At 55.3% G+C, this 25659-nt stretch carries 27 protein-coding genes and 1 pseudogene; 11 read left to right on the top strand and 17 right to left on the bottom strand.

The window, feature by feature from the left end:
- Positions 1-726: 726 nt before the first annotated feature.
- The 8 genes from DBV39_RS13410 to DBV39_RS13375 all read right to left on the bottom strand — a co-directional run bounded on the left by DBV39_RS13410 (position 727) and on the right by DBV39_RS13375 (position 8072).
- Entirely contained in the window at positions 727-1902 is a 1176-nt protein-coding gene (locus DBV39_RS13410; protein WP_265416005.1) for a transposase, read from the bottom strand.
- Positions 1903-1943: 41 nt separating this feature from the next.
- Positions 1944-2273, bottom strand: a complete 330-nt coding sequence (locus DBV39_RS13405; RefSeq protein WP_108621958.1) for an MBT domain-containing protein — start codon at positions 2271-2273, stop codon at positions 1944-1946.
- A gap of 144 nt (positions 2274-2417) precedes the next feature.
- Positions 2418-2729 carry a hypothetical protein gene (locus DBV39_RS13400; protein WP_108621957.1) on the bottom strand — a complete coding sequence of 104 codons (312 nt, stop codon included), beginning with the start codon at positions 2727-2729 and terminating at the stop codon, positions 2418-2420.
- A gap of 355 nt (positions 2730-3084) precedes the next feature.
- Complete coding sequence (locus DBV39_RS13395; protein ID WP_227870629.1) at positions 3085-3978, bottom strand: fumarylacetoacetate hydrolase family protein; 894 nt, start codon at positions 3976-3978, stop codon at positions 3085-3087.
- 69 nt (positions 3979-4047) lie between these two features.
- Entirely contained in the window at positions 4048-5022 is a 975-nt protein-coding gene (locus DBV39_RS13390) for a Bug family tripartite tricarboxylate transporter substrate binding protein (RefSeq protein ID WP_108621956.1), read from the bottom strand.
- A 62-nt stretch (positions 5023-5084) separates the two neighbouring features.
- Positions 5085-6065: a Bug family tripartite tricarboxylate transporter substrate binding protein gene (locus tag DBV39_RS13385; protein ID WP_108621955.1), complete on the bottom strand. Its 981-nt coding sequence runs from the start codon at positions 6063-6065 to the stop codon at positions 5085-5087.
- A gap of 17 nt (positions 6066-6082) precedes the next feature.
- Positions 6083-7159 (bottom strand): mandelate racemase/muconate lactonizing enzyme family protein, encoded by a 1077-nt coding sequence (locus DBV39_RS13380; RefSeq protein WP_108621954.1) that lies wholly within the window; start codon positions 7157-7159, stop codon positions 6083-6085.
- 22 nt (positions 7160-7181) lie between these two features.
- On the bottom strand, positions 7182-8072 hold the full coding sequence (locus DBV39_RS13375) for a TauD/TfdA dioxygenase family protein (RefSeq protein WP_108621953.1): 891 nt from the start codon (positions 8070-8072) through the stop codon (positions 7182-7184).
- A gap of 130 nt (positions 8073-8202) precedes the next feature.
- On the opposite strand from DBV39_RS13375, the pseudogene DBV39_RS13370 reads away from it, so the two are divergent.
- A pseudogene (locus DBV39_RS13370) lies at positions 8203-9045 on the top strand (LysR family transcriptional regulator); the annotation flags it as partial.
- Here the strand turns inward: DBV39_RS13370 and DBV39_RS20655 are convergent.
- Together DBV39_RS20655 and DBV39_RS19735 are read right to left on the bottom strand one after the other, a co-directional pair.
- Positions 9039-9362, bottom strand: coding sequence for a mechanosensitive ion channel domain-containing protein (locus tag DBV39_RS20655; protein WP_407669293.1), 324 nt, complete (start codon positions 9360-9362; stop codon positions 9039-9041). The pseudogene DBV39_RS13370 and the gene DBV39_RS20655 overlap by 7 nt on opposite strands.
- Complete coding sequence (locus DBV39_RS19735; protein WP_193853091.1) at positions 9295-9492, bottom strand: mechanosensitive ion channel domain-containing protein; 198 nt, start codon at positions 9490-9492, stop codon at positions 9295-9297. The genes DBV39_RS20655 and DBV39_RS19735 overlap by 68 nt, the downstream gene beginning before the upstream one ends.
- A 386-nt stretch (positions 9493-9878) precedes the next feature.
- Between DBV39_RS19735 and DBV39_RS13360 the strand changes: the two genes are divergently transcribed.
- The 4 genes from DBV39_RS13360 to DBV39_RS13345 all read left to right on the top strand — a co-directional run bounded on the left by DBV39_RS13360 (position 9879) and on the right by DBV39_RS13345 (position 12906).
- Positions 9879-10346, top strand: coding sequence for a hypothetical protein (locus DBV39_RS13360; protein WP_108621951.1), 468 nt, complete (start codon positions 9879-9881; stop codon positions 10344-10346).
- A 122-nt stretch (positions 10347-10468) separates the two neighbouring features.
- The gene (locus DBV39_RS13355; RefSeq protein WP_108621950.1) at positions 10469-10852 is read left to right on the top strand and encodes a hypothetical protein; all 384 of its coding nucleotides are present in this window, start codon (positions 10469-10471) and stop codon (positions 10850-10852) included.
- Between the two features lie 71 nt (positions 10853-10923).
- Positions 10924-11640, top strand: coding sequence for a hypothetical protein (locus DBV39_RS13350; protein WP_108621949.1), 717 nt, complete (start codon positions 10924-10926; stop codon positions 11638-11640).
- Between the two features lie 78 nt (positions 11641-11718).
- Entirely contained in the window at positions 11719-12906 is a 1188-nt protein-coding gene (locus DBV39_RS13345; RefSeq protein ID WP_159078954.1) for a hypothetical protein, read from the top strand.
- A gap of 598 nt (positions 12907-13504) precedes the next feature.
- On the opposite strand, the gene trpE is transcribed toward DBV39_RS13345, so the two are convergent.
- From trpE to rpe, 3 genes are all read right to left on the bottom strand, one after another.
- Positions 13505-15031, bottom strand: coding sequence for an anthranilate synthase component I (gene trpE, locus DBV39_RS13340; protein ID WP_108621947.1), 1527 nt, complete (start codon positions 15029-15031; stop codon positions 13505-13507).
- Positions 15032-15307: 276 nt separating this feature from the next.
- Positions 15308-16051, bottom strand: a complete 744-nt coding sequence (locus tag DBV39_RS13335) for a phosphoglycolate phosphatase (protein ID WP_227870628.1) — start codon at positions 16049-16051, stop codon at positions 15308-15310.
- A complete protein-coding gene (gene rpe, locus DBV39_RS13330) occupies positions 16048-16764 on the bottom strand; it encodes a ribulose-phosphate 3-epimerase (protein ID WP_108623274.1) in 717 nt (238 codons plus the stop codon). The genes DBV39_RS13335 and rpe overlap by 4 nt, the downstream gene beginning before the upstream one ends.
- A gap of 97 nt (positions 16765-16861) precedes the next feature.
- On the opposite strand from rpe, the gene apaG reads away from it, so the two are divergent.
- Genes apaG through DBV39_RS13300 form a run of 6 tightly spaced genes read left to right on the top strand, consistent with a single transcriptional unit; the run spans position 16862 to position 22605 of the window.
- Complete coding sequence (gene apaG, locus DBV39_RS13325; protein ID WP_108623273.1) at positions 16862-17236, top strand: Co2+/Mg2+ efflux protein ApaG; 375 nt, start codon at positions 16862-16864, stop codon at positions 17234-17236.
- Positions 17237-17267: 31 nt separating this feature from the next.
- Complete coding sequence (gene mltA / locus DBV39_RS13320) at positions 17268-18539, top strand: murein transglycosylase A (RefSeq protein WP_108623272.1); 1272 nt, start codon at positions 17268-17270, stop codon at positions 18537-18539.
- Positions 18536-19723, top strand: coding sequence for an FAD-dependent monooxygenase (locus tag DBV39_RS13315; protein WP_108621946.1), 1188 nt, complete (start codon positions 18536-18538; stop codon positions 19721-19723). The genes mltA and DBV39_RS13315 overlap by 4 nt, the downstream gene beginning before the upstream one ends.
- Before the next feature lie 41 nt (positions 19724-19764).
- The gene (locus DBV39_RS13310) at positions 19765-20514 is read left to right on the top strand and encodes a DsbC family protein (RefSeq protein WP_108621945.1); all 750 of its coding nucleotides are present in this window, start codon (positions 19765-19767) and stop codon (positions 20512-20514) included.
- A 43-nt stretch (positions 20515-20557) separates the two neighbouring features.
- Positions 20558-21505, top strand: a complete 948-nt coding sequence (locus DBV39_RS13305) for a D-2-hydroxyacid dehydrogenase family protein (RefSeq protein WP_108621944.1) — start codon at positions 20558-20560, stop codon at positions 21503-21505.
- Positions 21505-22605, top strand: a complete 1101-nt coding sequence (locus DBV39_RS13300; protein WP_108621943.1) for an AI-2E family transporter — start codon at positions 21505-21507, stop codon at positions 22603-22605. Before DBV39_RS13305 ends, DBV39_RS13300 begins: the two co-directional genes overlap by 1 nt.
- Here the strand turns inward: DBV39_RS13300 and DBV39_RS13295 are convergent.
- Genes DBV39_RS13295 through DBV39_RS13285 form a run of 4 tightly spaced genes read right to left on the bottom strand, consistent with a single transcriptional unit; the run spans position 22547 to position 25655 of the window.
- Positions 22547-23311, bottom strand: coding sequence for an ABC transporter ATP-binding protein (locus tag DBV39_RS13295; protein WP_108621942.1), 765 nt, complete (start codon positions 23309-23311; stop codon positions 22547-22549). The two genes, DBV39_RS13300 and DBV39_RS13295, sit on opposite strands and share 59 nt — an antisense overlap.
- On the bottom strand, positions 23304-23612 hold the full coding sequence (locus tag DBV39_RS20035) for an ABC transporter permease (protein ID WP_227870626.1): 309 nt from the start codon (positions 23610-23612) through the stop codon (positions 23304-23306). The genes DBV39_RS13295 and DBV39_RS20035 overlap by 8 nt, the downstream gene beginning before the upstream one ends.
- Positions 23609-24508, bottom strand: coding sequence for an ABC transporter permease (locus DBV39_RS13290; protein WP_227870625.1), 900 nt, complete (start codon positions 24506-24508; stop codon positions 23609-23611). Before DBV39_RS13290 ends, DBV39_RS20035 begins: the two co-directional genes overlap by 4 nt.
- Positions 24498-25655, bottom strand: coding sequence for an efflux RND transporter periplasmic adaptor subunit (locus DBV39_RS13285; protein WP_159078953.1), 1158 nt, complete (start codon positions 25653-25655; stop codon positions 24498-24500). The genes DBV39_RS13290 and DBV39_RS13285 overlap by 11 nt, the downstream gene beginning before the upstream one ends.
- Between the last annotated feature and the right edge of the window lie 4 nt (positions 25656-25659).

Below are 25659 nucleotides of genomic sequence, written 5' to 3'. Positions count from 1 at the left end.
CCGTGCCGGAGAGACTTTTGCAGAACCTTGCCTGTCCGGAGTCGGCGGCAAGGTGCGGTCGGGGCCGCAACACAGTGTCGCCTCCTACTGGAAGCGCCACCACAACGAAACAGTGCTAGAAACCGGTTGTGTCATGTCTGTCCTGCAAGTCAAGAATTGCGGAGGTGAATCAGATTGACTCGACGACAGGCCATCCTGAAAATCGTTCAGGTGTACTTTTGCCATGTCGCGTGTACCGCTAACTGGTCAAAATCATACCATGTTGATACTGGCTGCTGGTAGTGAACTCTGCAGGGGTTCTCCCGGATAAACAGAGACGATCGCGTGTTCCAGATCTACCCGGTTCGTTGAGCTTTGGTTTGCCGGGTTGTCGAGATTGGGGAACGCACATGTTCTCTGACGACTCAACTAGCCCAGTCGGAGGAAACACCGTATGGCCAACCTGATCATGAGTTATCGACTCACACCCGAAACCAATCCGGATCTATTTGAGGAGTGGATCCAAAAAACGGACTGCCCCTCGCTGCGAAGGCTGACATGCATGCATCGGGTCGTTTGCGAGCTACAAAGTCCATCGTAAACCTGTGCCCCAGAGTGCCGAGACCCTATCGTTTGTCGTGGTGTCAGCGATTGAGTGAGGTTAGGCCCGGTCGGGCAGGGTACTTCCCGTGTGAAGTGGAGTTTGTCCTGGCGATCGATCACCTTTCTTGATCCTAAAAAAAGCAGTTAGCCCGTCGCCGGCAGTGTCCGACAGGCTGGTTGAGCATCAATCCGGGGTGCAATTTTCTGGCATACGTACTTCAGCAGGGTGCTCCATCGGTCGACATCCTTGAACTGCTCCGCGGTCAATCTGACATGCTGTAAAGCCGCACGAACGTTGACCAGCAACTGATTGATAGTGTCCATTCTGGCGTGCATGGACGTCAGATACAGGGTCGTCTGTCCAGCATGACTCGCGGCCTTACCCACGGCGGCCAGCAACAACGGGCGACTCGTGATCGCCTCGAGTCTGCCACCCGGATGGGCAGCCCGACAGTACCAGCTCCACCAGTTGTAGATCAGGGCTCCCGCACGTGCAGTCGTCTGACTGCGATTCAGATCCCGGGTGGTGAAACCTGAGAGCCCCCACTGATTCTTCAGTTCATCAAAGCCATTCTCGCAATCACAGCGATCCCGATACAGTTGGGCAATCGATTCCAGGCGATAGTCCGCGTTGGTCACCAGCACGGTGTATTCCCACATCCGGGCGGCATCCAGGATATGGTGATCCGCAAAGTCCAGACGCAACTGCCCATGGTCATCCAATGTCTCCCGGGCAATACCTTCGCGTAGCCGGCGACGCAGGATCACCACCCGCCGTGGCTGGCTCCAGCCCGAGAGCTTGACCTCGTCCTGAACCGCCTGGAAGCCCTGAGAGTCGGTGCGGCTCCAGTCCAGCCGGTCAAACTGGCGTCGCACCAGGCGTTGAACGTTAGCCGTCTGGCGCAGCCGCAGCAGATAGGGTTGCTGGCGTTGCTCAAGCGCCACCAGAATCCCCTCGTTGCCGTAACCACTGTCACCGCGCACCAGCGCAGGCGCTTTCTCGCCCAGCTCGTCCAGTAGCTGTTCCAGACCTGCTCGAGCATGGGAACTCGCATGCTGGTTGCCCGCTGTCAGCTGCACATCCAGAACCTGTCGTAGCGGACTCACCCAGTACGTGTGCAGCACGTGACTGGGTCGGCCGGGCTTGTGCGGGTTGTAGCCCTTCAACGCCCCTTCCTGTTTGCCGTATAAAGGCTTAACGCTCGCATCTATGTCCAGTATCCAGTCGCGATCCAGCGCCTCGCGTACACTCGACATGAGTGCGGGGCGCAACCACGCCTGACTAGCTTGCTCGTCCATCCGGGCCAGTGCCCGGCGCAAGGAGTCCTCGCTGATGATTTTGTTCGTTCCGAGCGATTTCGCTACGACCTGATCACCCCTCTATCGTTACGAAAGGCGGTCACATGCGCATAGCGCTGGTAACCCGCCAGGATGGCCAGCAGCAACGTCCCCAGCACATCCCGGTTGCCCGGCGAGTTGGGACTGGTATAGGTCAGAGGGCAGCGCTCGACCCAGCGATCAAAGACGCCCGTGCAGGCAAGAAACTCGGCAAAAAAGACCAGCTGTCCGTTGGGAGTCGCTTGCGCTGACTCATCCCAGTGCACATGTATGCGACCGCCCATGGTGTCCACCACCAACGGCTCAGAGACGGTCGCAACGGCTGTTTTTGACTTGTTTTTACGCTCACCCATTTGGTGAATACCCCCATCTGATGCAAACCCGCATAAACATTAGCGTCTAGCCGAATTGGAAGCAAGCAACTGACGGATTTAGGTTGATCAAATTCCACCAATAACACATAAAGTTAGCTGATCACACTCATCGTACAGGGCTACTCAGAATCCACGAAAGATTCCGGTGGCGACTCCAGTGCTTGCGCTCTCGAAAGCCAGTGTTCGGCCGTTCGTGTCATCAATATAAAGCCGCTCGCACGTATCACACTGCCAGGCCGTCCTCTTACTATCATTCAGCTTTTTGCGCACGGCCATGCATGCGGTTTCTCGTTCTTTATCCGTTTTGCCTGGACGCTCAATAGCAGAGTTGATGCGATCCAGCAGGTCGAGCCAGAGTTGATCCGGTATGACATGCCCTTTGTTTGAAAGGTGGTCATGATTGTCCAGGATCAGATGGCCACAGATGCATTCCATTTTCATTCTTCTTATCACCCCCCGCACAGACTGACTGATACGTGTCGACTAAAATTTCCATGGAGAATGCGTTTAAAGAAAGAGGCCGGCTTCGCAGTCGTGTGCGTAAACCTTCTTCGGGTAGATCGCTTTTTTTATGAGACCTCAGAGTCTGGGCCCGAAAAAATTCTGCAGTATCAAGTCAATGCTAAAGCCTGATTCACCCTCCACAGTGCATCTTGAAACGATTTTGAAGCCGCATTTCAATTTTTCAAAAAGTCGACCTGGTTGACCCGGTTGCCCTTCCAGTCAAGGATACATCTCTGAAAAGGCCCGGGGTGGTTCAGTACTAGCTCTCTGAAAGAGATTTCTCAACTTAAGTGATCTGACTGCCATGCTGTTTTTGAGACGCTACGGTATTTGAAAGAATGCCGATGCCCTCGATTTCCACTTCAACCAGATCGTTAGCTTTCATCCATACGGGCGGTTTGCGCGCAGCACCAACTCCTGCAGGGGTACCCGTCACAATGACATCGCCCGGTTCCAGGGTCATGCACTCCGACAAAATCGCAATTGCCTCCTCAACGGGAAAGAGCATGTCGCTGGTATTCGCGTCTTGCATCACGACACCGTTGAGTCTGGTTTGAATACGCAAGCCTTTCGCAGCGGGTGGTAACTCTTCTACTGACACAAAAAATGGCCCGAAGGCACCTGTCGCATCAAAGTTCTTCCCTACCGTCCACTGCGCCGTTTTTCTCTGGTAGTCACGAATGCTTCCATCGTTGAAACAGCTGTAACCGGCTATGACCTCCTGCGCTTTCTCGACGGGTACGTTCTTGCAACGAGTTCCGATGATGACGGCGAGTTCAGCCTCATAATCCAGTTGCTCTGAGCATTCAGGAAGAATCATGTTCTGACCGTGCGCCACAAGAGATGTCGCGCTACGCAGAAAAACACTAGGATATTCTGGGCGGGAATGACCTCCTTCTGCAGCATGGTCAGCATAGTTAAGCCCGAGGCAAATGATCTTGCCCGGGCGCCCAATGGGTGGCAAAAACCGCATCGATTCGAGCGTCAGTGACTTGTCGACCGGCAAATCGCTTTGGGCAAACTTGTCAGACAGAGAGGCCAGTGCATCTGGACCCTGTCTCAGGATATCCATCAGATTTGCCTGCGGGTCATCCAGGATGGAATCGAGTCGGTACACGTTTCCATCTTTCAGTGCTGCAAGTCTGGGTTGGCCCTGGTCTAAGAATGAAATCAGGCGCAATTGAAACTCCAGTCAGTAGATTAGTTATACGCAATGTTTCAGGGTCGGCATCAGTCAAACGTCGCTTGCCTAGCTCTTGCTGTCGAAGCCTGACTGGTCCAGTATGCTTTTCCACCTGGCCTCATCTTTAATCAGAAATTCACCAAATTGTTTGGTCGGCATTGGGGAAACGATGCTTCCGAGTTGCTCAATTGCGGTGCGGATCTTTGGGATTTCGACGATCGATACGATTTCATCGCTGATCTTGTTACGAATCGATTCCGGCGTACCTGCAGGAGACAACAGGCCTACCCAGGTTGTAATGTCGAAGTCTTCCACTCCTTGCTCGAGTAGTGTCGGAACGTCTGGCATGGCCGGAATTCGATCCTCGGTCGCCACGCCGATCACCTTGATACTTTCGTTTTGAAGATAAGGTGTCAACGGAATTGGATTGCTGAACATAATCTGAACCCGTTCTGCGGAAAGCTCGCGTAGTGCTTCATTGCCTCCTTTGTATGGAATGTGAGTCCAGTCGACGTCTGCGCGATTTTGTGCAAGAGCGCCGAGGAGATGCTGAACAGAGCCGAGTCCGGTCGATCCATAGTTAAGTTCACCTGGATGCTGTTTGCTGTATTCGACCAGTTCCTCAAAGGTATTGATTCCCAGGCTTGGTGAGATCGCAAGGGTGTAGGGGGTGACCGTCAAACGAGCAACGGGAGAGAAGTCCTTGATCGTAAAGCTTAGATTGGGGTCAACCAATGGGCTCAGAATGGCGTTGGCGCCGCTGAGAAGCATTGTGTAGCCATCTGGTTTGTCTCGTGCAACTGAAGCAGTACCAATTGAGCCGGCGGCACCTGCCTTGTTTAGCACGACAACAGGTTGTCCAAGTCTGTCCGACAGCTCTACGCTAATGAGCCGTGCCAGCGTGTCTATTCCGCCCCCAGGTGGGTAGGCAACAACGATGGTGATGGGTCTGTCCGGGTAGGCTTCATCCGCTTTTACCGGTGATATGGCTGCTACGAAAATGGTAGTAACTATTGCTAGAGCATTTATACTTTTCAACATAATCAAGTCTCCTGATTATTTCTTGTAATGTGTTGATTTTTAAATATTTGTTTATGTGTTTGTTATGAACCCGCCGCAATATCAGACTCTTCTACAGTCTTCTTCCAGCGCTCATAGTCGCGTGAGACGAATGCTTTAAAGTCGTCCGGAGAGTGCGGGTCCGCGGGCTCGATAACCATGACAGCAAGCTGTTCACGAACAGGCTCTTTCTCCAAAGCTTTGTGCAGTGATTGATTGATCTTTTCAACCACATCCTTCGGGGTTCCTGCTGGTGCAAACATCCCGAACCATGATGTGCTGGTTAAGTCTGGCATCTTTAGCTCTTCGAATGTCGGGGCATCTGGAAAGGCGGTCTGGCGCTTCTCCGATGTCTGTCCAAGCACACGTAGCTTGCCACCTTTGACGCCACCGTAAGCAGCGGGAGGTGTGACAAACATCATGTTGATCCGACCGCCAAGCAGGTCCATTAATGCCGGACCGCTGCCCTTGTAAGGAACATGCAACATATCTAGGTCGTTGATTTTTCCAAACGTATAGCCAGCAAAATGCTGAGTTAGTCCAACTCCTGGTGATCCATAACTTAGCGTTGTGCCACTTTTTGCAAGCGCAATGAGATCCTCGACCGACTGGATGTCAGAGCTGGTTGGTACGACCAGGATATTGGATGTCGATCCCACCTGACCAATGGCTTCAAAGTCATCAACTGGGTTGTAGGGTGTCGGATCCTGGACGGCCGGGACGACAGAGTGCGTGGAGACGTGTCCAAGCAGTATGGTGTAACCGTCGGCTGGCTGTCTGAGCAGCGCCTGGGTGCCTATCATTCCAGACGCTCCCGCTCTGTTTTCTACGACAACGGGCTGCCCCCACTCTTCGGAGAACTCCTTTGCCAGGAGTCGTCCGATCCCGTCCGTTCCACTACCCGCAGGTCCTGGAACAATCAGTGTTACAGGTTTGGTCGGATACTGTGCGGCTGCCGTCAGCGGTACCGACATGAGTGTCAGACTGATGGCTCCAACAAATGCACCACGTGAAATAAAATTCATTTTGATTATCCCTCCAGTTATTCTTTGCTGAATCGTTTGACTCGTTGTGTATAAAAACGCACGACGTCATGGTCGATATCGGGTTGAAAGTTTGCAGGAATGAGCATGCATCCCTCTGAGAAAGCTAGTGGATCTTTAAAGAGACGGTCTGTTGTCTTTAAAAACCCGTTCATCTCTCCAGCGTTGTTGATTTTCTGCGCAGCCACACACGCTTCCATCCAGCAGCCGACTTCCAGAGCTGTCCCGTCACCCAGAACGGGCTCAACACCGAGGTTTCTGATTTCGTCCAGCGCATCGCATAGCATTTCAACGCTACCGATTTTCTTGAGTTTCAGTTTTATAAACTTGACGCCGTCGATAGCCGCTGCGCGGCGTACGTCGTCCATGTTGTAGATGGACTCATCAAGCATGACGGCTACGTTTGATTTCGCGGCAACTGCGGCATTGTCGTCCCACGCATCTGAACCGCAGGGTTGCTCGAATAGCTCAATTCCCTCTGCCTGTAACTTTTGTGCGAACTTGATGGCATCGTCAACTTTGAAACTTCGATTCGCATCAAGTCGTATGGTTGTTCGGCCCCGAATGGCTTGTTGAACCAATTCCACTCGGTGAAGGTCATCCTCCCAGTTGAAGCCCACCTTGACCTTGAGCGTTTTAAATCCTTGTTCAATCAGCTTTTCCACTTGCTCCTCGATTTCAGATGGAGAGTGTCCTTGCAAAGGCGCCAGTAAAGGAATTTGAATATCTTCCTTGGGGTTCAACACCGAAACATTCTGCAGCATGTCCATCGCAGCGAGCAAAGCGCTGGCAGCGCCCGGACTTGTCGCGAGATTCTCTGAAACAATGCTGCGAGCCTTGTCAATTGACTCACCGCATATCAGCCCGGCCGCCGTCTCACAAAAGGTCCAGGCTCCTTCAAGGGTTTCATAGGTATAGCCAGGCGCAATAAGTGCTTCGCCCCATCCTTCGCGGCCATCTTCGTCGCGAGCGCAAATGAGGATGGGGTCGAAGTCTGTGATCGTACGGGTGGAAACCACGTAAGGAACGGTCAGCGGCACCTTGACTTGAATCAGGTCAATTTCTTTAATTTTCATCTTTGGTCAATCGCCTGAGTTCTTAAAGACCGACAACAGGTTCACCGGAAATCTGAGTGCGAAACATTATTCTGCGTGAGGACGGGTCAAACGCTTCCCGGTAATGCATGGTGCAGCGGTTGTCCCACATGATCATGTCGCCGAGTTCCCACTCTTGGCCCCATGTGAACTGCGACTGGGTTGCGTGCGTCCAAAGCTTGTTCAGTAACGCTTCGCTTTCCTCAAGGTCGAGCCCGTTGATGTATGCATTGCGACGGCGTCCCAGCAACAAGCATCTGCGGCCAGTGGTTGGGTGGATACGTACCAGTGGATGTGATGGTCCGATCGTCTGTCGGGGATCATTAATTTCTTCGTATCCGTTGCGAAGTTGCCCGGCACTGTTTCGACTGGCATCGTGAATGCAGGTAAGGTTCTCGATTTTTTGCTTTGTCTCGTGGTCCAGGGTGTCGTAGGCCAGATACATGTTGGCAAAGTACGTTCGGCCGCCTGCGGGCGGGATTTCCACGGCATAAAGGCAGCTGCCTTTCGGTGGCCGCTCAACATATGTCATGTCAGCGTGCCAGTCAGCCTCATAAGCACCCAGACCGCCAATGGGCTTGCCATCAATGATGACATTGGAAATGATAGTCAATTCCGGACGATCGACTTCCAAGTAGGCGCCTCTGTCTCCAGTTGCAATTGGACGCGCGTCCAACGTCCCAAAACTCTTTGAGAAGTCGATCAGCTCTTCTGGGCTGAGGCCTTGCAATCCCCTGAACCTGAGAACCAGGTGTTTTGCCCAAGCCTCGTTGATCTCTGCGAGAACGGATTCGGTTAGTGGTTGCTTGAAGTCAACTCCGCTGATCTCAGCACCTAGTGCTTCGCCGAGAGGAGTGACACTTATGGACCTTGTATCGGTTGAACTGGCATTCATCGTATGTCTCCTTCGCTTGTGATTTATCAAGCTTTTGTTGCGACTATCGGTCTTGACGTATTTCCTGACTTGTAGATTAGTGCTATGTTCGACCCTTGTTTATCGATTTATAAGGTCAAATTTATAGGAAATGCCGATAATTAACCCTAGACGGCGAGTCAATATCCGTGATCTGGAAGCGTTTGTCGAAGTCGCCCAAGCTCTGAGCTTTAGCCGGGCTGCAGAAAACCTACATATCTCGCAACCCACACTTTCCGACAAAATTCGTAATCTTGAGCGCACCATAGGTGCGCGGCTGCTTGATCGTCACACCCGTTCAGTAGAGCTCACCTCGGTAGGCAAAGAGTTTCTGAAGCTCGGACGGCAGCTTCTATTCGAATTTGACCTTACTTTCGAGAGGCTTGAGAGCGTTGTGACAGGCAATGCAGGCTCATTACGAATTGCTGCGTCGCCTTCAGTCATGGCGAGTTTTTTGCCTGGTGCTCTACGTCGATTCAGTGGCAGGCTACCCGGAGTTGAGGTTCAGCTTATTGAAAAAGTGTACGAAGACTGTATCGATGCCTTGCGTTGTCGGCAGGTCGAGGTCGTGCTGACACCTCGGAAGCAGACAGCAGCCGATCTCATGCAACGTGAACTGTTCGTCGATAAACTCGTGCTCATCTGCCCGGAGGGGCACCCGCTGACTCATTTTCAATCGGTTCGATGGGAGCAGATTGCCCAGTTTCCACAGGTTGCCATGCGACCAACCAGCAACGTACGACAATTGATCGATCATGAGTATTTAAGAATCGGGTTAACTGTCACACCTGTTTACGAAGTGGACCGAGTTAACTCGATGATCGGGTTTATTGGAGCAGGCCTGGGAATCGGAATTCTTCCATCTTCGTTCCTGCGCGTATATAACCAGGATGCTATTTCATTGGTGCCTATTGATGATCTTGCTCTTTCCCGGGTAATCTGTGCCTCCTATTTGCTCGATGCGACTTTATCGAGTCCGGCCCAGATATTCATTGAAACCTGTATTGAGCACTTGCTAGATACGGAAACAATAAAACTGACCGATAGCGTACGTACTCCCCGAAACGGGTCGGGTGTTGTTTCATAACGTACCTGCAAGGTCGTGTTCAGAGCCATGCAGTCACGGTTGGTGTAATTCTCCAACCGCATGTTGGAGAATTCGTTGTTTGGAACGGTTAGGAGCGTGCGATCCGGCGTACGGATTCTAGTTGACCGCATCCTGACGCACTCGACTGTGCCATCTCTGCTGCCAAATTTGCAGTAGTCCCCAATCGCTAGGTTGGTCGAAGTAGAGCGTGATGCCAGAGATGAAGTTTTGCAACGTTGACTGGGCAGCCAGGGCGACAGCCAGACCACCGACACCCAGGCCTGCGAGCACTTCCTGCCAAAGCACGCCACGCAAGACGGGCACAGTCCGTCCCGGCACCGGCTCGCAAAGGGCTGGGCGGTTGCGCAACCGCTACCAGAACGCGCGGGACTGTGACCGCTTCACGAATCGACAAGCGGGTCGCCTTGCGGCAATCCCACAGTGGCTATTGCATCAGAGTCGATCGCGCGGCAAAGAAGGTTTGTGCAAGGTCCCGGCCGGGATGCTGTACGTCGCCAGACTCAGAGCCCGGATACCCCTCGCACGCACGCCTTCAGAACCCCCTGGGCTTTAGCCATGGGGTGGTTCAGTACTCACGCTTACTCCCGATCACGTTCAATCAGGAACCCCAAGGAAATTCACTATTTTCAGGGGGGCAGGCTCAACTAACCTTTTGTTGATACGCACTCCAAGGAAAAGTCATGGCCGCTCGTCTCCGACCTTTCCCCCTTTCACTGACGGCAGTTGTTTGCCTTTCGGGGGCGTTCGCTATTGTTTCGGGTCCCGCCCGTGCTGCGCCTGATGCATTGCCTTGTGCGATCAACTACTGGGCCTTCGCACTGATGAATCCGGCAAAGGCCCAGGCTGGTCAGGCACGAGCCCAGCATTTGATCAAGGGATATGTTGATCAGAATGCAGGCCAGAGTTTCGAGTCGGTCGCGAAAGATGTGGACTCAAAGGGCCGGGGGCTGGCTGCCAACATCCAGCATTTGAAAGCTGAAGCCGGTCGGCTCGTATACGACATTGAGAGTAAACCCGGCTCCAAGGCCGAGAAAAAAGCGCTCGCCGATCAGGAGTATGCCAAACGCAAGGCCTATCTGGATCTTGAACAGTCACTGATGGCGGATCTGGCCGCCTGTGAGAGGACCTTCTTCCAGAAAGCCCCCTGAGCTGCCTGGGCGGACCAGGCAAGAGTTCGTAGAGCTAAACGGCTCTCCGGGTTTGAGGACATTCTGGACTCCGAGGTGAGGGCGTGTGAAGCCCGGTATTAGGTTTCATAGGAGTCTGACTCATGATTCGAACAATACTGGTTATGACACTGGGGCTGACTACGCTGGCTGCCAGCCCTGTGCATGCCGATGCCTGTGATGCCGAGGTATTGCCTGATGCTTTAGGTGTCGTCCTGGATAGTACGCAGATGCTGGTGGCGAAGGCCAGAGACATGGACGCCTATGTTCAAGCCTGCCCAGATCATCCCTGGGTCAATATGCTGGGCGCCAACACCAACATGGTTCTGTTTCGTGCACTTCTTCAGGCAAACAAAGGGGTGTTCAATCAGGATGCCGTGAACCAGCTGGCGCAGGCTTTTGCCAGATCACAAAGGTTCTACGACTCCCCGCCAGGTTGCGTCAAAACCGGTACCGGGTCTCGACGCCTTCCGGTATCGGAAATCTGACACACGGCGCCGCTTCGAAGAACCGAAGCGAGATACTCCAGGGATTGATGGCGTTAGCCAGAGTAGGTCACATGCATCCTTACCTTTCCGGTAAAGAGCTGTCAGTCTGTGGCGGGTGGCTGATGAGCGATACGCAGACGGTGGCATTTGCCATCACCTCGGAGAAGGACCGCCCGTATCTGCCATTTCTGGATGCTGCCGCCGATGCTTGCCGGGATGCAGACTCACAGTTTCAGCGGCTGCCTTTGGCGATGCAGGCCCGGGGGTATATGACGATCGTGCAGAAAGGCAATGGTCTGGATGATTCAGAGAAACGACGGTTGCTCACGATCGCTCAACGAGCCGCCCGGGAGTATGTCGAAGGCGCTGGCTACGATGTGCATTTCCCGGAATCGGCGGAATCAACATTACAGTCCCTGCTGGTGAAATATGCCTGGACCGAAACGCTGAGCCCCGATGACTGGTATCTCCCGGATCGTATCGGGAGCCCACAAGTGATTCGAGCCATGGCGCTGGCATTGAACCAGTACTGGACACCCGAGGCGGCTGGTGTGACTGATGCCAGCGCAGATTCGGTTGCTAAAGCACGCGCGCAGTTCGGTGTGCAGCTCATGCGAATGCGCAGTGAAGGCCGGCAGGCGGGGCTGCAGTCTCAGACTTCGGCTTCACTCAGACGTGCACTGAAGGCTTTTCAGTCTGGCGATATTCGGACGAGTGAAACAAAGGACTTGCCAGGTTTGCCACAGTCGTTGTTTGATTCATTAACAAAGCTGCTTTCTGTCAGCTGATCGTGGCCTATGCGGTGTCAGCCTGATGGCCTTGCCAGCATTTCCGCCTGCCTGTTCTGTGACTGGATGAGACTGTTCATGAATATTTCAATGCTTAGACCCTGGGTGTTCGGCACTCTGGCCATTGCGACATCAGGACTGATGCAGGCGGCCCAGGCGGCCACAATCACGCTTAAATCGATGCGGTTCTCCGATGCCAAACCTGTCCCGCACCTGCATTACGAAGGGGAGGTCGTTCCAGGGGATCTGAAGCGTCTGGCTGCGGCTGTCCGGCAGCATGTGGATTGTGATCCCAAAATATTGCCGGATACTGGCGCCAACTGCGCAGTCCTCACGCTTGACAGTGGGGGCGGCAACTACGTGGAGGGACTGGATATTGCCCATTTTCTGCGTAAGAATGCCATTGCGTCCTGGGTAACTAACGGTTCCGGGTGTTTTTCTGCATGTGCGTTCGCGTTTCTTGGCGGGTCAGGCTACTCGTCCTGGCGTCCGACTGGCGCGTATATCGACAGAACGATCGAACCAGGGGCCACACTGGGCTTTCATGCACCTTTCTTCACACCCGACTCGTTAGGCGATCTGGTGGCCAGACATGGAGTCGAGGAGGTGTTGGGCGGGAACCGGGAAAGCATTGCATTAATGATTGAACAATTGGTGCACTGGAATGTCGATCCGACCGTTTTGAGCCGGATTGCGGATATGGGCCCACAAGACGCATTCGTCGCTGCCTATGCACAGGACTTGTATCTGTTGCGCACAGCACTGCCAAATGTGCCGCTGCAGGTCTGGGAATCCAGTGCGCAGCAGGCATTGCGAAATGCCTGCATGCGATTGCTGGCCTATCACGAGCAAACCTGGCCCTACGACACTCGCAAGCAACTCGCCGGTGAATTCAAACACAACATTGGCCAGGATGATGGGGGTCGAATGTTGTCTGGCTATCAGATTGTTGATCGCCCCGGTGGGTTGACTATCAGCTACTGTGCGGTCGCGACGGCAGACGTCGACCTCAAGTCAGCAGCCGATATTGCACTGTTCTTCGGACCAGGCATCGAGGGTGTGATGCGACCCGCATTGACGTTTTTCAGTCGTCCTGAAGGATGGTCGACGATGGCGACGGGAGGACGGCCTACTCAGCGCATCTTTCAGAAAGGATTGATCGGGCACTTTTTCATGGCACCAGAACAGGCGCTTGCCGATGGTCCGGCCATGACCTGGCGTCTGATCGGAGAAAAATACCTTCAGACAGGTCAGGCTGGACAATAAGCCTTACTCCTGCCAAGGCTGTTGAATAAATGATGGGGAGTGACAGCTGACGGCATTTTCAACCGTTATCAGGTCGATCGGTATGGCTTGTCTGGGAGGAGGTGTGCTTCCCGCAGTGCCTGAGCGACTCAGGTACTTTGTCTGTCGGCTGATCTGGAGTGGATGCCCCGGGACGTTGCTAAGTACCCGGAGTTTGCACAGCTCGCATCCTTCCCCGCGCAATGCTGAAAAAGATGCTTGCAGGGAACTCTGACGTGTTTGTCAACACCAGCAAGACCTGGATGATGCGAGAGAGGGTCGGGGCGGGACGTATGTGCTGGGCGTCAATCTTCTGGAGACGGAAGTGCTTGATACGCTGGGTTGCTATCTTTATGATTTTGACGCGTCCCGGCTATTGATTCTGCGCTGGTTACGCAGTTGCTTCATCAGCCAGTTGCCTACGGCACAGACAAGAGTGCCCAGGGGTTTGAGCGATTACGCGAAGTGGATCCTGCCATCCTGGTCAGGATCATGATCTGGTCGTTGGACAGCCTGTCGTTGAGAGCGCGGACCAGGCGCCCTCAACGGGTCAGCGACCGACCTTGTGCTGATGTGAGACTCAGACTGGCGAATCCAGACCGTTCTGTACCTGCTCTGCTGCCCGCAGGACTGCCCGTGCCTTGACTTCGGTTTCGAGCCACTCTTTCTCTGGATCCGAGTCCGCCACGATACCGGCCGCGGCCTGTACGTAAAGCATTCCATCTTTGATGATGCCGGTACGAATCGCGATGGCAACATCCATTTCGCCACCGTAACTCAGGTATCCCGCTGCACCGCCGTAAATACCGCGTTTGACCGGTTCCAGCTCATCAATGATCTCCATGGCCCTGACCTTTGGGGCGCCAGTCAGAGTGCCGGCGGGGAAGGTCGCTCTGAGTACATCCATGTTCTTCATGCCTGCCGCGAGCGTACCCGTGACGTTCGAGACCAGATGCATGACATGCGAGTATCGCTCGATGACCATGGTATCGGTGACTTTGACCGTTCCGATCTTGGCAACACGTCCCACATCATTTCTGGCCAGATCGATCAGCATGACATGTTCTGCGCGCTCTTTGGGGTCGGCCTGAAGTTCAGCTGCGAGGGCTGCATCCTCTTCAGGCGTGCCACCACGTTTGCGGGTCCCGGCCAGCGGACGTATGGTGACTTCCGTTTCCGGATCTTTCGGATCGCTACCGCTGATGATTTCCTGCCGGACCAGGATTTCTGGAGATGCACCGACCACCTGAAAATCCCCGAAGTTCCAGAAGTACATGTAGGGCGACGGGTTCAGAGAGCGCAGGGCGCGGTAAAGCGACAAAGGTGAGTCGCTATAGGGTTTGACGATTACCTGCCCCACCTGAACCTGCATCAGGTCGCCTGCCTCGATATAGGCCTTGGCTTTGCGAACCGCCGCCAGGTAGTCATCTTTCTTGAAACTGCGAATCTCCTGGGTCGGTGCGCTTGCATGGCTGTAGGGCGTATCTACTGGTTTGCGCAATTTGATGCGAAGTTCCTGCAGACGGGCTCTGGCTTTGCTGTAGGCTTCGGGCTGTGACGGGTTGGCGTACACCAGCAGGTAGATACGGCCTGCCACGTTGTCGACGATCACCAGTTCATCGACTTGTAACAAGAGAATGTCCGGTGTGCCTTCTCCCATGCCTTGCGGGAAGGGCTTGACCGCAGGACCCAGGCGCGATTCGATGTGACGCACGGTGTCGTAACCGAAGTAGCCTGCGAGGCCACCAGCAAATCGCGGCATACCGGGTCGTAGTGCGACTTTGAAGCGTTCCTGATAGCTTGAAATGAATTCCAGCGGATCGCCTTCATGCGTCTCAACCACTTTGTCATCGGTGATGACTTCTGTGTTGGTGCCATGTGCCCGAATGATGGTGCGTGCCGGCAGCCCAATGAAGGAGTAGCGGCCAAACCGCTCCCCGCCGACGACTGACTCGAGCAAACAAGTGTATTTCCCGGCTTGCGGGGTGGCATGGGCCAGCTTCAGGTAGATCGCAAGCGGTGTGTCGAGATCAGCATATGTTTCGCTGATCAGCGGAATCCGGTTGTAGCCTTCGGCGGCCAGCGCGTTGAATTCGATTTCAGTCATGATGCGTCGTAGAAGATAGATTCAGTCGGATGCCGGGTTTGTCCCACAAAAAAAGCCCGGCCAGGAAAGGGCGGGCTTGTCTGACAACTTTGCTGACTGTTCCTGAACAACTCGTTTTTCATGACCCGTGTTGTTTCTCGCAGCCACCGAACAGATGAACCCTACCCGTTAGACGAACGCCACCAGCGCCACCAGGCGCTTTGCAGAGTCACAACAGTCAGAGGGTGTACGATCATTCGATTCTCAGAAGCCAGTTCAGGAAGCTTGTCCGGAGCGTTAGCCAGTCGTACCTGATGCGGTAAAGCGCCCGGTGAAACGATTTGAAGCCCAGACTGACGCTTCCATGATGCTTTCAACTATACCATCGACGGGCAGATTCCCGACAGGTTCGCCCTCGTTGTATCCATAGGGCACAGCGAGAACCGTGCAACCGGCTGCCCTGGCGGCCAGGGCATCGTTGATGGAGTCTCCGATCGCGAGTGTTGCTGCGGGCGCCGCTGACAACTTGTTGCAGGCCAGAAGAAACTGGTCCGGGTCCGGTTTGCGTCGCTCGCAAGTGTCGCCGCATACAACCACTGACATGTGTTCGGCCAGACCCGTGCGTTCAAGCAGAGGCAGTGTGAACACGGTCGGTTTGTTTGTCACCACGCCGAGCCGGATCCCCATGCCGGCAAACGCCTTGATCCCTTCCAGAACACCAGGATAGAAGGTGCAGGCCTGTCCGTTCAGCTCGGTGTAGTGACGATAAAACACCGATCTTGCCCGATTGAAGTCGTCTTCTGGAATGGCTTCGGTGGTCAGTTGCCCTGACAGCGTACGTCTGACCAGGTTGTCCACGCCTTTACCGATGAACGTTCCAATCAGCTCATATGCCAGCTCTGGCATGCCCAGCTCCCGACGCATGGCGTTCGCAGCTGCTGCCAGATCCGGTAACGTGTCGAGCAGCGTGCCATCCAGATCCAGCAATACCGCCTGGAGTGCATTTTCTGGTGCGCAAGTCGCTTTCAATTGCTGATTCACGCCTGTTCTCCTGCACGGTCGGCCTTCTCGATTTCCTGTCGCATCCGCGAGATAACGCCTGCATAGTCGGGTTGTCCGAAGATGGCCGAACCGGCAACGAACGCCGTGGCACCCGCCCGCCTGATCTTGCCGATGTTGTCGATTTTGATGCCACCATCGACCTCGATGTCGATCAACGTGCCTCCTTTGGCCATGTGCTCGTCGACTCGCTGTCTGACCAGCCGAACTTTGTCCAGTGTGCTTTCAATGAAGGACTGGCCCCCGAATCCCGGATTGACTGACATGAGCAACACCATATCCACCTTGTCCATGAGATGGTCAAGCCAGTGAACCGAAGTCGCCGGATTCAGCACCAGTCCAGCCTTGCACCCGTGGTCGCGGATCATGGCAAGCGTACGGTCGGGATGGCGAGATGCTTCCGGGTGAAATGTCATGACGTTGGCCCCTGCTTTGGCGAACAGGGGAACCAGGCTGTCAACGGGTTCGACCATGAGGTGCACGTCGATGACTGCATCAGTGAGCGGACGGATGGCCTCGCAGACCAGCGGGCCGATGGTGAGGTTTGGAACGTAGTGATTGTCCATCACATCGAAATGAATCCAGTCGGCTCCGTCCTTCAGGACCTGTGTCACTTCCTCGCCCAGTCGGGCAAAGTCAGCAGATAAAATGCTGGGAGCCAGCTTGGCTGGTGCAAGTGGGGAGAAATCTGGCATGATGGCGAACGATCGGTTACGGTAAAACGTCATTATCGCAGGCTGCGGCGACCAGATGGGGCTGCAGCGATTTGAATCAGCGGCTTGGGGTAAATACGTGAAGCCTTTTGAACTGAAAGTAGAAGTTGAGTCAGAGTACGTTCCGGAGCAATCTGACCCAGGTAAACAGACGTATGTCTTTGCCTATCGCGTCCGGATCACCAATACTGGAGAGCGTCCCGCGCAGGTGATCGCCAGACACTGGATCATTGTTGATGGCAACAACCAGAGACAGGATGTGAAGGGGCTCGGGGTCGTGGGACAGCAACCGTTACTTGGTCCTGGCGAGCATTTCGAGTACACCAGCGGTTGTCCACTTCATACGCCGGTTGGTTCCATGCGTGGCAGTTATCTTGCTGTCGGTGAAGATGGTGAGCCCTTTGCCGTGCCCATTGAAGAGTTTGTGCTAGCCATGCCTCGCACGTTGCATTGAATTTCAGGAGTAGTCGGAGATGGGTATGCGTTTGAGGTCAGTGCTGGTCCTGAGTGCTTTGGCCGCTGTGATGGCAGGGTGTTCGGCTCCAGGGGACAGGCCGGTTGACGAGGTTGTTTCGGTGGATGCGTTTACGGTTCCGCCACTTTCAAGTTTGCCAGAAACCAGGCCTCGGCCTTTGGCTGGGCGTTATGTAGAAGTCGCGTGGGGTTCGCTGCCGGGGTGGCAGAGTGATGACCTGACGGACTACTGGGCCAACTTTGTGCGCAACTGTACTGGACTGATGCGGCCCGTCAGTGGCAACTTGAGCACGCCTGCGCGTGCGGCTCCAAGAGCCTGGCACGGGGTATGTTCAGCTGCTCTTGATCCGGCCACGGCACCCGATTCAGATGACTCGGCTGCAATTCGCAAGTTTCTGCAGTCTTACCTGAATCCCTGGCAGCTCGAAACAACTGACCGCAAACTGGCCGACGGAATGGTGACAGGGTATTACGAACCCGTGGTTCAGGGTTCCAGGCGCCGTGGTGGCGCATATCAGTGGCCACTGTATGCGGTGCCGGATGATCTGCTTAATGTCGAGCTCGGTGATCTGTACCCGGACCTGGCTGGCAAGCGCGTGCGCGCCAAGCTTGACGGTAACCGGGTTGTACCCTACGACAGCAGGGCCGAGATCGCACGCTCTGACAAGCAGCCACCGGCAATCGTCTGGATTGATGATCCGGTCGACAACTTTTTCCTGCAAGTCCAGGGTTCAGGTCGTGTCTACCTGGCAGACGGTCCAGATGCAGGCAAAACGATCCGTCTGGCCTATGCCAACCACAACGGGCACCCTTATGTATCGATCGGGCGTTGGCTTGCCAATCAGGGTGAAATTCCCCTCTCGCAAGCTTCGATGCAGAACATACGGGCCTGGGCGAAGAAAAATCCTGATCGTGTTCAGGAAATGCTGAACGCCAACCCTGCTGTGGTTTTCTTCCGGGAGGAGCCGATCAATGACGAGCTTCAAGGACCCAAGGGTGCTTATTCGATCCATCTTGGTGCGCGTCGCTCGATCGCGGTAGATCCGACATTTGTCCCGCTGGGTACACCCGTGTATCTCACCACGACCATGCCGGCATCTAGCCAGCCACTGAACAGGATGGTGTTTGCGCAGGACACAGGCGCGGCAATCAAAGGCGCCGCCAGGGCCGATTTTTACTGGGGTTCGGGCAAGGATGCTGGCGCGCTGGCCGGGCGCATGAAACAGCGCGGCCAGATGTGGCTGCTGTGGCCCAAGTCTGCAGGAGTGCCATCAGCTCGATGAAAACACAGTCAGTTGTCGTTTGCGGCGCCGGTATTGTCGGCATGGCACTTGCCCTGGATTTTGCCAGAAGAGGGGTGCGCGATGTCGTGCTGCTGGGTCCGCCTCCAAGAGTGGCCGAACTCGGACCGGATGATTACCATCTGAGGGTATATGCCATCTCAGCGGCTAGCCAGGCGTATCTCCAGACCCTGGGTGTCTGGGCGCTGCTGCCCGAGAATCGGGTTACGCGAGTGCAGGCCATGGAGGTTCGCGGTGATGCGTTTGGCGCCATCTATCTCCGGGCGTGGCAGGCGGCGCAGAACGATTTGACATGGATCGTGGAGTCGGCCCAGATCGAGCATGTGCTGGCCCAGGCATTAAGGGTCTACGGTGTTCAGTGGATACAGGACACACTGACCGATTTCCGGGAGGAAACCGGTGTGACCGCCTCTGGGCAATCACTCAAAGCATCTCTTTGGGTGGCTGCTGATGGCACCGAATCAACCTTGAGAGCCCGGTCAGGTATCCGGTTTGATGTCCGTGACTATGACTCGATGGGAGTGGTAGGGCATCTGACGTGTGAGCGCCCGCATCAAGGAGTAGCATTTCAGTGGTTTCAGGATAAGGGAATTCTGGCTTTGCTGCCGTTGCCTGACACGTCCAGAGGTCATCAGGTTTCGATGGTCTGGTCAATTCGCAAAGAGCTGGCCCGGCCTCTTCTCGACATGCCGATCGAGTCACAACAGAACATGCTGGCCGAGCGTCTGGGTAAACTCTCCAGAGGGCGGCTGGGCAAGTTGCGACTGCATACACCCATTCGAGGGTTCGATCTGCTACTGGCGCAGTCGGACATGATCGGTCAGCGTGTGGCGCTGGTGGGCGATGCTGCCCACCGGGTACATCCGCTTGCCGGTCAGGGACTGAACCTGGGACTGGCTGATGCCAGGGATCTTGCCCGGATCATGGTCGAGCGTGAACCTTTCCTGGCGATGGGCGATCAAACCCTTTTGCGCCGTTATCGCAGGGCCCGGGCACAGGAGTTGCTGGAAATGCGCCTGGTAACCGATGGTCTGAAACGTCTGTTTGATCTGGATTTGCCGGGCGCGGTGTGGGTGCGAAACGCCGGCATGAGCCTGCTTGATCGTCTGCCACCAGCGAAACGGGTGCTGGTCGAGGCAGCGACAAGGCTCAGTCGGCAGGCCTGACGAAACATATTTGGAGAATTTGCGTGTTTAGAAAAGTATTGATGGTGTGCGCTGTGTCAGCGGCCTTTGCAACAACTGCCTTGGCACAAAGCGCGGGTGACACGCCTGCGAAGGAAATCACTCCAGGCAAAGAGCCGGCAGTCGCCGCGAGTGAAGCGGCCGTGCTAGAGCGATTCAAGGAGAGGTTTGGCAACATGCCCATCAGTAGCGTGCGTCAGTTGCCATTCGGGATTTTTGAGGTTCAGCTCGGAAACAGTCTGCTGTACACCGATGAGATGGTTCAGTACGTCATGGACGGGCATATTATCGACGCCAGAACCCGGACGGATATGACCCAGGCAAGACTGGACGAGCTGGCCAAGGTGGATTTTGATGCGTTGCCATTTGATCTGGCTATCAAGCAGGTGCGTGGTGATGGCAGTCGCCGGATCGCGATTTTTGAGGATCCGAACTGCGGCTATTGCAAACAGTTGCGCAAAACAATGCAAGGCATTGACGATCTGACTATCTACACCTTCCTGTTCCCCATTTTGTCAGCTGATTCCACGCAGAAAGTTCGTGATGTCTGGTGTGCAGAGGATTCCGGAAAGGCCTGGGATGACTGGATGCTCAACGGCAAAGTCCCATCCAGATCCGAATGCGATGCGCCGATCACGGAAATGCTGAATGCGGGAAGACAGCTGATGGTTCAGGGTACGCCTGCTGTTTTTTTTGAGGATGGCTCGCGAGTGCCAGGTGCCATGTCCAAGGAGCAGTTGCTTGGCAAGCTGGGGACAGTGGAGACCAACTGATCCAGCGTATTTTTAGACGAACTACCAACAATCAGGGGGCAACATGAAAATCGCAGTGCTGGATGACTACCTCAAAGTTGCGCAGGGCCTGGCAGACTGGGCTTCATTGAAAGCAGACGTGAAGTTCTTCCATGACTACATCGAACCGGCCAGTCTGGTGAAGTCTCTGGCCGGATTTGACGTAATTGTTGCGATGCGCGAGCGAAGTCGCCTGTCAGCAGAGCTGCTCGGGCAGTTGCCTGAGCTCAAACTCATTGTCACGACGGGATTGCGTAATGCCTCGATCGATATGCAGGCCTGCAAGGAGCGAGGGATCATGGTCTGTGGTGCACCTGGCTCTGATGATGGCGGCAAGGGGACAGCAGAACTTGGATGGGCGTTGCTCATGGCGCTGGCCAATCGCATTCCTCAGGAAGCCCAGAATATGCGTGAAGGGCACTGGCAGACAGCGATGACACCGGTTCTGTCCAGCAAGCGACTGGGTGTTGTTGGCCTGGGCAAGCTGGGCCAGTTGATGGCTCGCTATGGCAAGGCATTTGACATGGACGTGGTGGCCTGGAGTCCCAATCTGACCGAAGAACGAGCCAGCGCGGCGGGTGTGCGGCGGGTCGAAAAGGACGAGTTGTTTTCTGGTTCGGACTTCATCACTATCAACCTGGTTCTGAGCGCATCGACCCAAGGCATTGTCGATGCACACTCGATCGGACTCATGAAGCCAACAGCATGTCTTGTCAACACCTCACGCGCCGGGCTGATTGATCAGAACGCGCTGCGTTCGGCGCTGGAGTCCAGCAAGATTGCTGGCGTTGGACTGGATGTGTTCGATGTCGAGCCCCTGCCTGCGGACGATCCATGGCGGCGCGTACCCAATGCGTTGCTCACGCCGCACCTGGGATATGCCAACCCGGAGAACTTCGCGGCCTACTATCCCAATGTAGTTCAGGCGATTGCTGCCTGGAAGAAGGGTGAGCCGGTCCGGGTGATCGATTGATGGAAAGCGTGCTGTCAGCACCGCTACTGGTGCGGATTCTGCTCCTGCTGGTTCTGGCAGCCGCTGCGTATTTCTTTTCAGGGTTCCTGGTTCCGGTACTTGCGGCACTGATCATCGGTTTTGCCAGCTGGCCAGCATACGAGAGGCTTGTCCAGCTTGTCAGGGGCAGCACAACGCTAGCGGCCACGATCGCACTGCTAATCGTGTTGACTGTTCTTATTATTCCCCTGTCGATCGCGCTCTCTTACGCGATTTCAGAGGCAGGTGTGCTGGTCCGATGGCTTCTGATGGCCAACCGCAATGGTATGGCTGTTCCCGAGTGGGTGATCGCACTGCCTGGTGTGGGCCCGACCGTGGGTGAGTACTGGAGCCGTTTTCTGGGTGAACCCCATGCGCTTGGCAAGTGGATTGAACTGGTCAGCGGTCAGCACATCGGTGATATGTACAGGATGGTGATTTCAGCCACTGGCAACGTGTTTCACATCTCGCTTTCGATCCTGTTCATGTTGATGACGCTGTTCTTTGTTTATAAGGATGGACGTATTCTGTCTGTACAGCTTGATCTGGTGGGTGAGCGTATCTTGCCGCGGCGTTGGCAGCAGTTTTCCCGGGTCGTCCCTTCGACTGTGACCGCAACCGTGACAGGCATGGGGCTGATTGCAATCGGTGAAGGCGTGGTTCTGGGCATTGCATACTGGGTTGCAAGTGTCCCCAATCCGGTACTGCTAGGGGTCATCACCGGTTTCATGGCGATGATTCCGGGCGGTGCTCCGTTGAGTTTCACGCTAGTGTCGCTCTATCTCGCTGGATCAGGTAGCCCAATCGCAGGGGTGGCGCTTTTTCTATGGGGGACGATTGAGCTGTTCGTCGTCGACAAGACGCTGCGTCCCAGACTCGTCGGGGGGCCAGTCAAGTTGCCTTTCCTGCCCACATTCTTCGGGCTGGTGGGGGGCGTTCAGACCATGGGGTTTGTCGGGTTGTTCGTCGGGCCCGTGCTCATGGCACTGGTTGTCGCCATCTGGCGCGAATGGATCTACAACCTCAGGTTTCCGAGTCCACACGCGAAGGTTGTGGTGCCTGGGCGTGCCGATGATCCTTGATGATGTGCCCATCGACCAGGGTGATCGTCCTGTCACATGTTTCAGACAGGCGTGGGTCATGGGTCACGATCAGCACCGCACATGAAAAATCTTTGTGAAAGCGTCTGAGCATCTCAAAGATGCTCGCTGCAGTCTGGGTGTCCAGATTGCCTGTCGGTTCGTCGGCCAGCAGCAGAGCCGGGCGGGTCGCAAGCGCTCTCGCAATTGCGACCCGCTGCTGTTGACCGCCTGAGAGCTCGCTGGGTTTCTTCCCGTGAGACCCTTTGAGCCCAACCGACTCCAGCAGGTGCAAAGCCCATTCCTTTTGTTCCTGCCCGGGCTTGCCGTGTCTGACCATCAAGGGCATCAGAATGTTCTCCAGTGCCGTAAACGCTTCAATCAGATGGTGAAACTGAAAGACGAAGCCGATGCTTTCTCGCCTGAGGGCGGTGCGACGTTCATCGTCGAGCTCACGGGTAGGTCGGTCAAGCAGGTATAACTCCCCGGAAGTGGGCTGATCCAGCAGTCCTATGATGTTCAGTAGCGTACTTTTGCCCGATCCGGACGGACCGATCAAGGCAGCAAACTCACTGCTATGCACCTCGAAGTTGATGCCGTGCAACACTTCAACTTCGGTCGGCAGATCGAGGTTGTATGACTTTCGTAGTGCATCGAGTCTCAGAACGCTGTGAGCGAGAGGCGGGGAGTCAGTGGTGAGTTCATACATAACGAATGGCCGTCACAGGATCAAGCTTTGCGGCTCGCCACGCTGGCGCAATGGCAGCCAGCACGCCAGTCAGAGTGGCGAATGCGACGGTCACTGGAAGGATCGCAACCGACGGTTCGATGTCGAACAGTTTGGGGCCGAACCGGTTGAAAGACCAGACCATGCTCCATCCGGCTGCAGAGCCCGCCATCGAGCCGAAAAGTCCGAGTATGGCACCTTGAATCAGAAACACCCGCAACATCTGAATGCGGCGTGCGCCCATCGCACGAAGAATACCGATCTCCCGCGTGCGTTGAGTCACGCTGATCGCCAGGACGCTGGCGATCCCGAATGCCACCGAGACCCCACAAAAAAGCTGATCAGGTTGGTCGACAGACTCTGCGATTGCAGTGCATTCATGAGTTGGCTATTGATCTGCATCCAGCTCTCTGACTTCAATCCAGTCAGCCGTGCAATGTTCTCGGAAACACGGCTGGCATCGAAAATGTCGGTTACGGTCAGATCAATGACAGTGGCAGCACCGTACAGGTCGAGCAAGGCCTGAGCCTGTTTCAGGTCGAGATACACGAAGCGAGAGTCAAGCTCACGTACACCAAGATCGAAGACGCCTGTGATAGTCAGTACGGCGTTGCGGTCACCACTTGCCTCAATACGCAGTTTGTTGCCGACCTTCAGTCCCAGGTCCTGCGCGAGCTTGGAGCCGATGACCGCGTTGCCAGGCGCGACATCGAATCGTCCGGTAACCATGCTGTCACTGATCTTGATGATCCGCTCGTAACGTTCGGGGATGACACCCACTAGCGAGATCGCCTTGACTGCGTCAGCACGTCTGGCGAATGCGGGGCCCGAGACAACCGGTGATGCTGCTGTGATGTCGGGCAAGGACTCAAGTGATGTCAGAACCTGCTGCCAGTTATTGATTGAGCGCAACCGCTGCGCACGGGCATCTTCAAGCAGAAAGTGAACCGTGGAATCATCCATGCTGATTGCCGGCAGATTGGCATCAGGCCTGGGTTCTACTCGCACGTGCGCTTGCGTGCCCAGGGTGCGGTCGATCAGGTTGTGCTGCAGACCGGTCACGAGCGTGATGATGAAGACAATGACAGATACACCCACACCGATTCCGAGCAGGATCAGGATGGTCTGGGCCAGCCCCTGTCGTAGAAACTTGAGAGCAATCGTGAACTCAATCCACATAGTTGGCGCGTACGCGGTCACCTGCCTTGACCAGACTGGATGTGATGACGGTTTCCCCGGCCTGAAGCCCATCCAGAACCTGGGACTGAGTCAATCCACGAAGTCCGAGCTTGACCGGTCGCTGAACAGCTTTGTTGAGCTGCAGGACCAGTACGTTGGCGCTGTTACCATGAACATCTCGCAAGGCGTCATTCGGAACCAGCGTTGCATTGGGCACTTCGGCCGTTGTGATCGTGGCTGTAACGGTCATGTCTTCGCGCAGGTAATCCGCAAGTTGATCAATTGATAGCCGTACGTCGACCGTGCCACGTTGAGGATCAATGGCTGGAGCAATCGATTTGACACGGGCGGCAAAGCGCTCGGTCGGGAATGCGTCCGCAATACAGGTGGCCTTTTGTCCAACGGCCAGCAGGCCAAGATTTCGTTCGTCGACGGGCACAAGGACTTCAGCGTCGTCTGTTCTGGCAATCTCGAACAGTACCCGTCCGGGTTGCACCTGATCACCGGGCTCAACTTCTCGTGTCAGAACCAGTCCGTCAAACTGCGCCCTGAGTTCGGTTTTGTTTAGCGCAGCCTCGGCAGCACGCACCCTCTCCAGCAGGATCCGCTCTTCGCTCGCGCCCGGGGCGAGTGCATCAGCGACGATACCTGCCTGTTCGGCTTTTGCTCTCGCTGCGGCTTCAGCCTGGGCCGCTTTTTCATATAGTTCGGTCGCGATCGAACGTGTTTTAACGAGATCCAGACGACGCTGTGCCTCACGCTGAGCCTGCTCAAGCTCCAGTCTGCTTTGTTCAAGGGCTGACATCGCTTGAGGTCTGCGACTGTTGCGCAGGTTGTCCAGTGACGCCTGGGCCTCGGCCAGACGTGCTTTAAGTTCATCTGCACGCAGCGTAAGAAGCAGGTCACCTTGCTTGACAGGATCGCCCTCCTTGACGAACCGTTCAGCGACAGTCCCAGTGATTTCCACGCCGACCTGAGCCCGTGATGTCGCAATCACCCTGCCAGCTGCCACAACGTTCTGGACCAGTAGAGCGCGCTCGACGCGCTCAACCTCGACAGCAGGTACCTGCCAGATTCGCCATACAAAAAATGCAAGGATTGCAAGGGCGATCAGCCCCAGAGTGATGGAGTAACGACGTGCGATCAACGAA

Origin of the sequence: Orrella marina, assembly GCF_003058465.1 — a bacterium.
Taxonomy (GTDB): Bacteria; Pseudomonadota; Gammaproteobacteria; order Burkholderiales; family Burkholderiaceae_B; genus Algicoccus; species Algicoccus marinus.
Note: the sequence above shows the minus strand (reverse complement) of the source record. Positions and strands in the feature narration are given on the sequence as shown.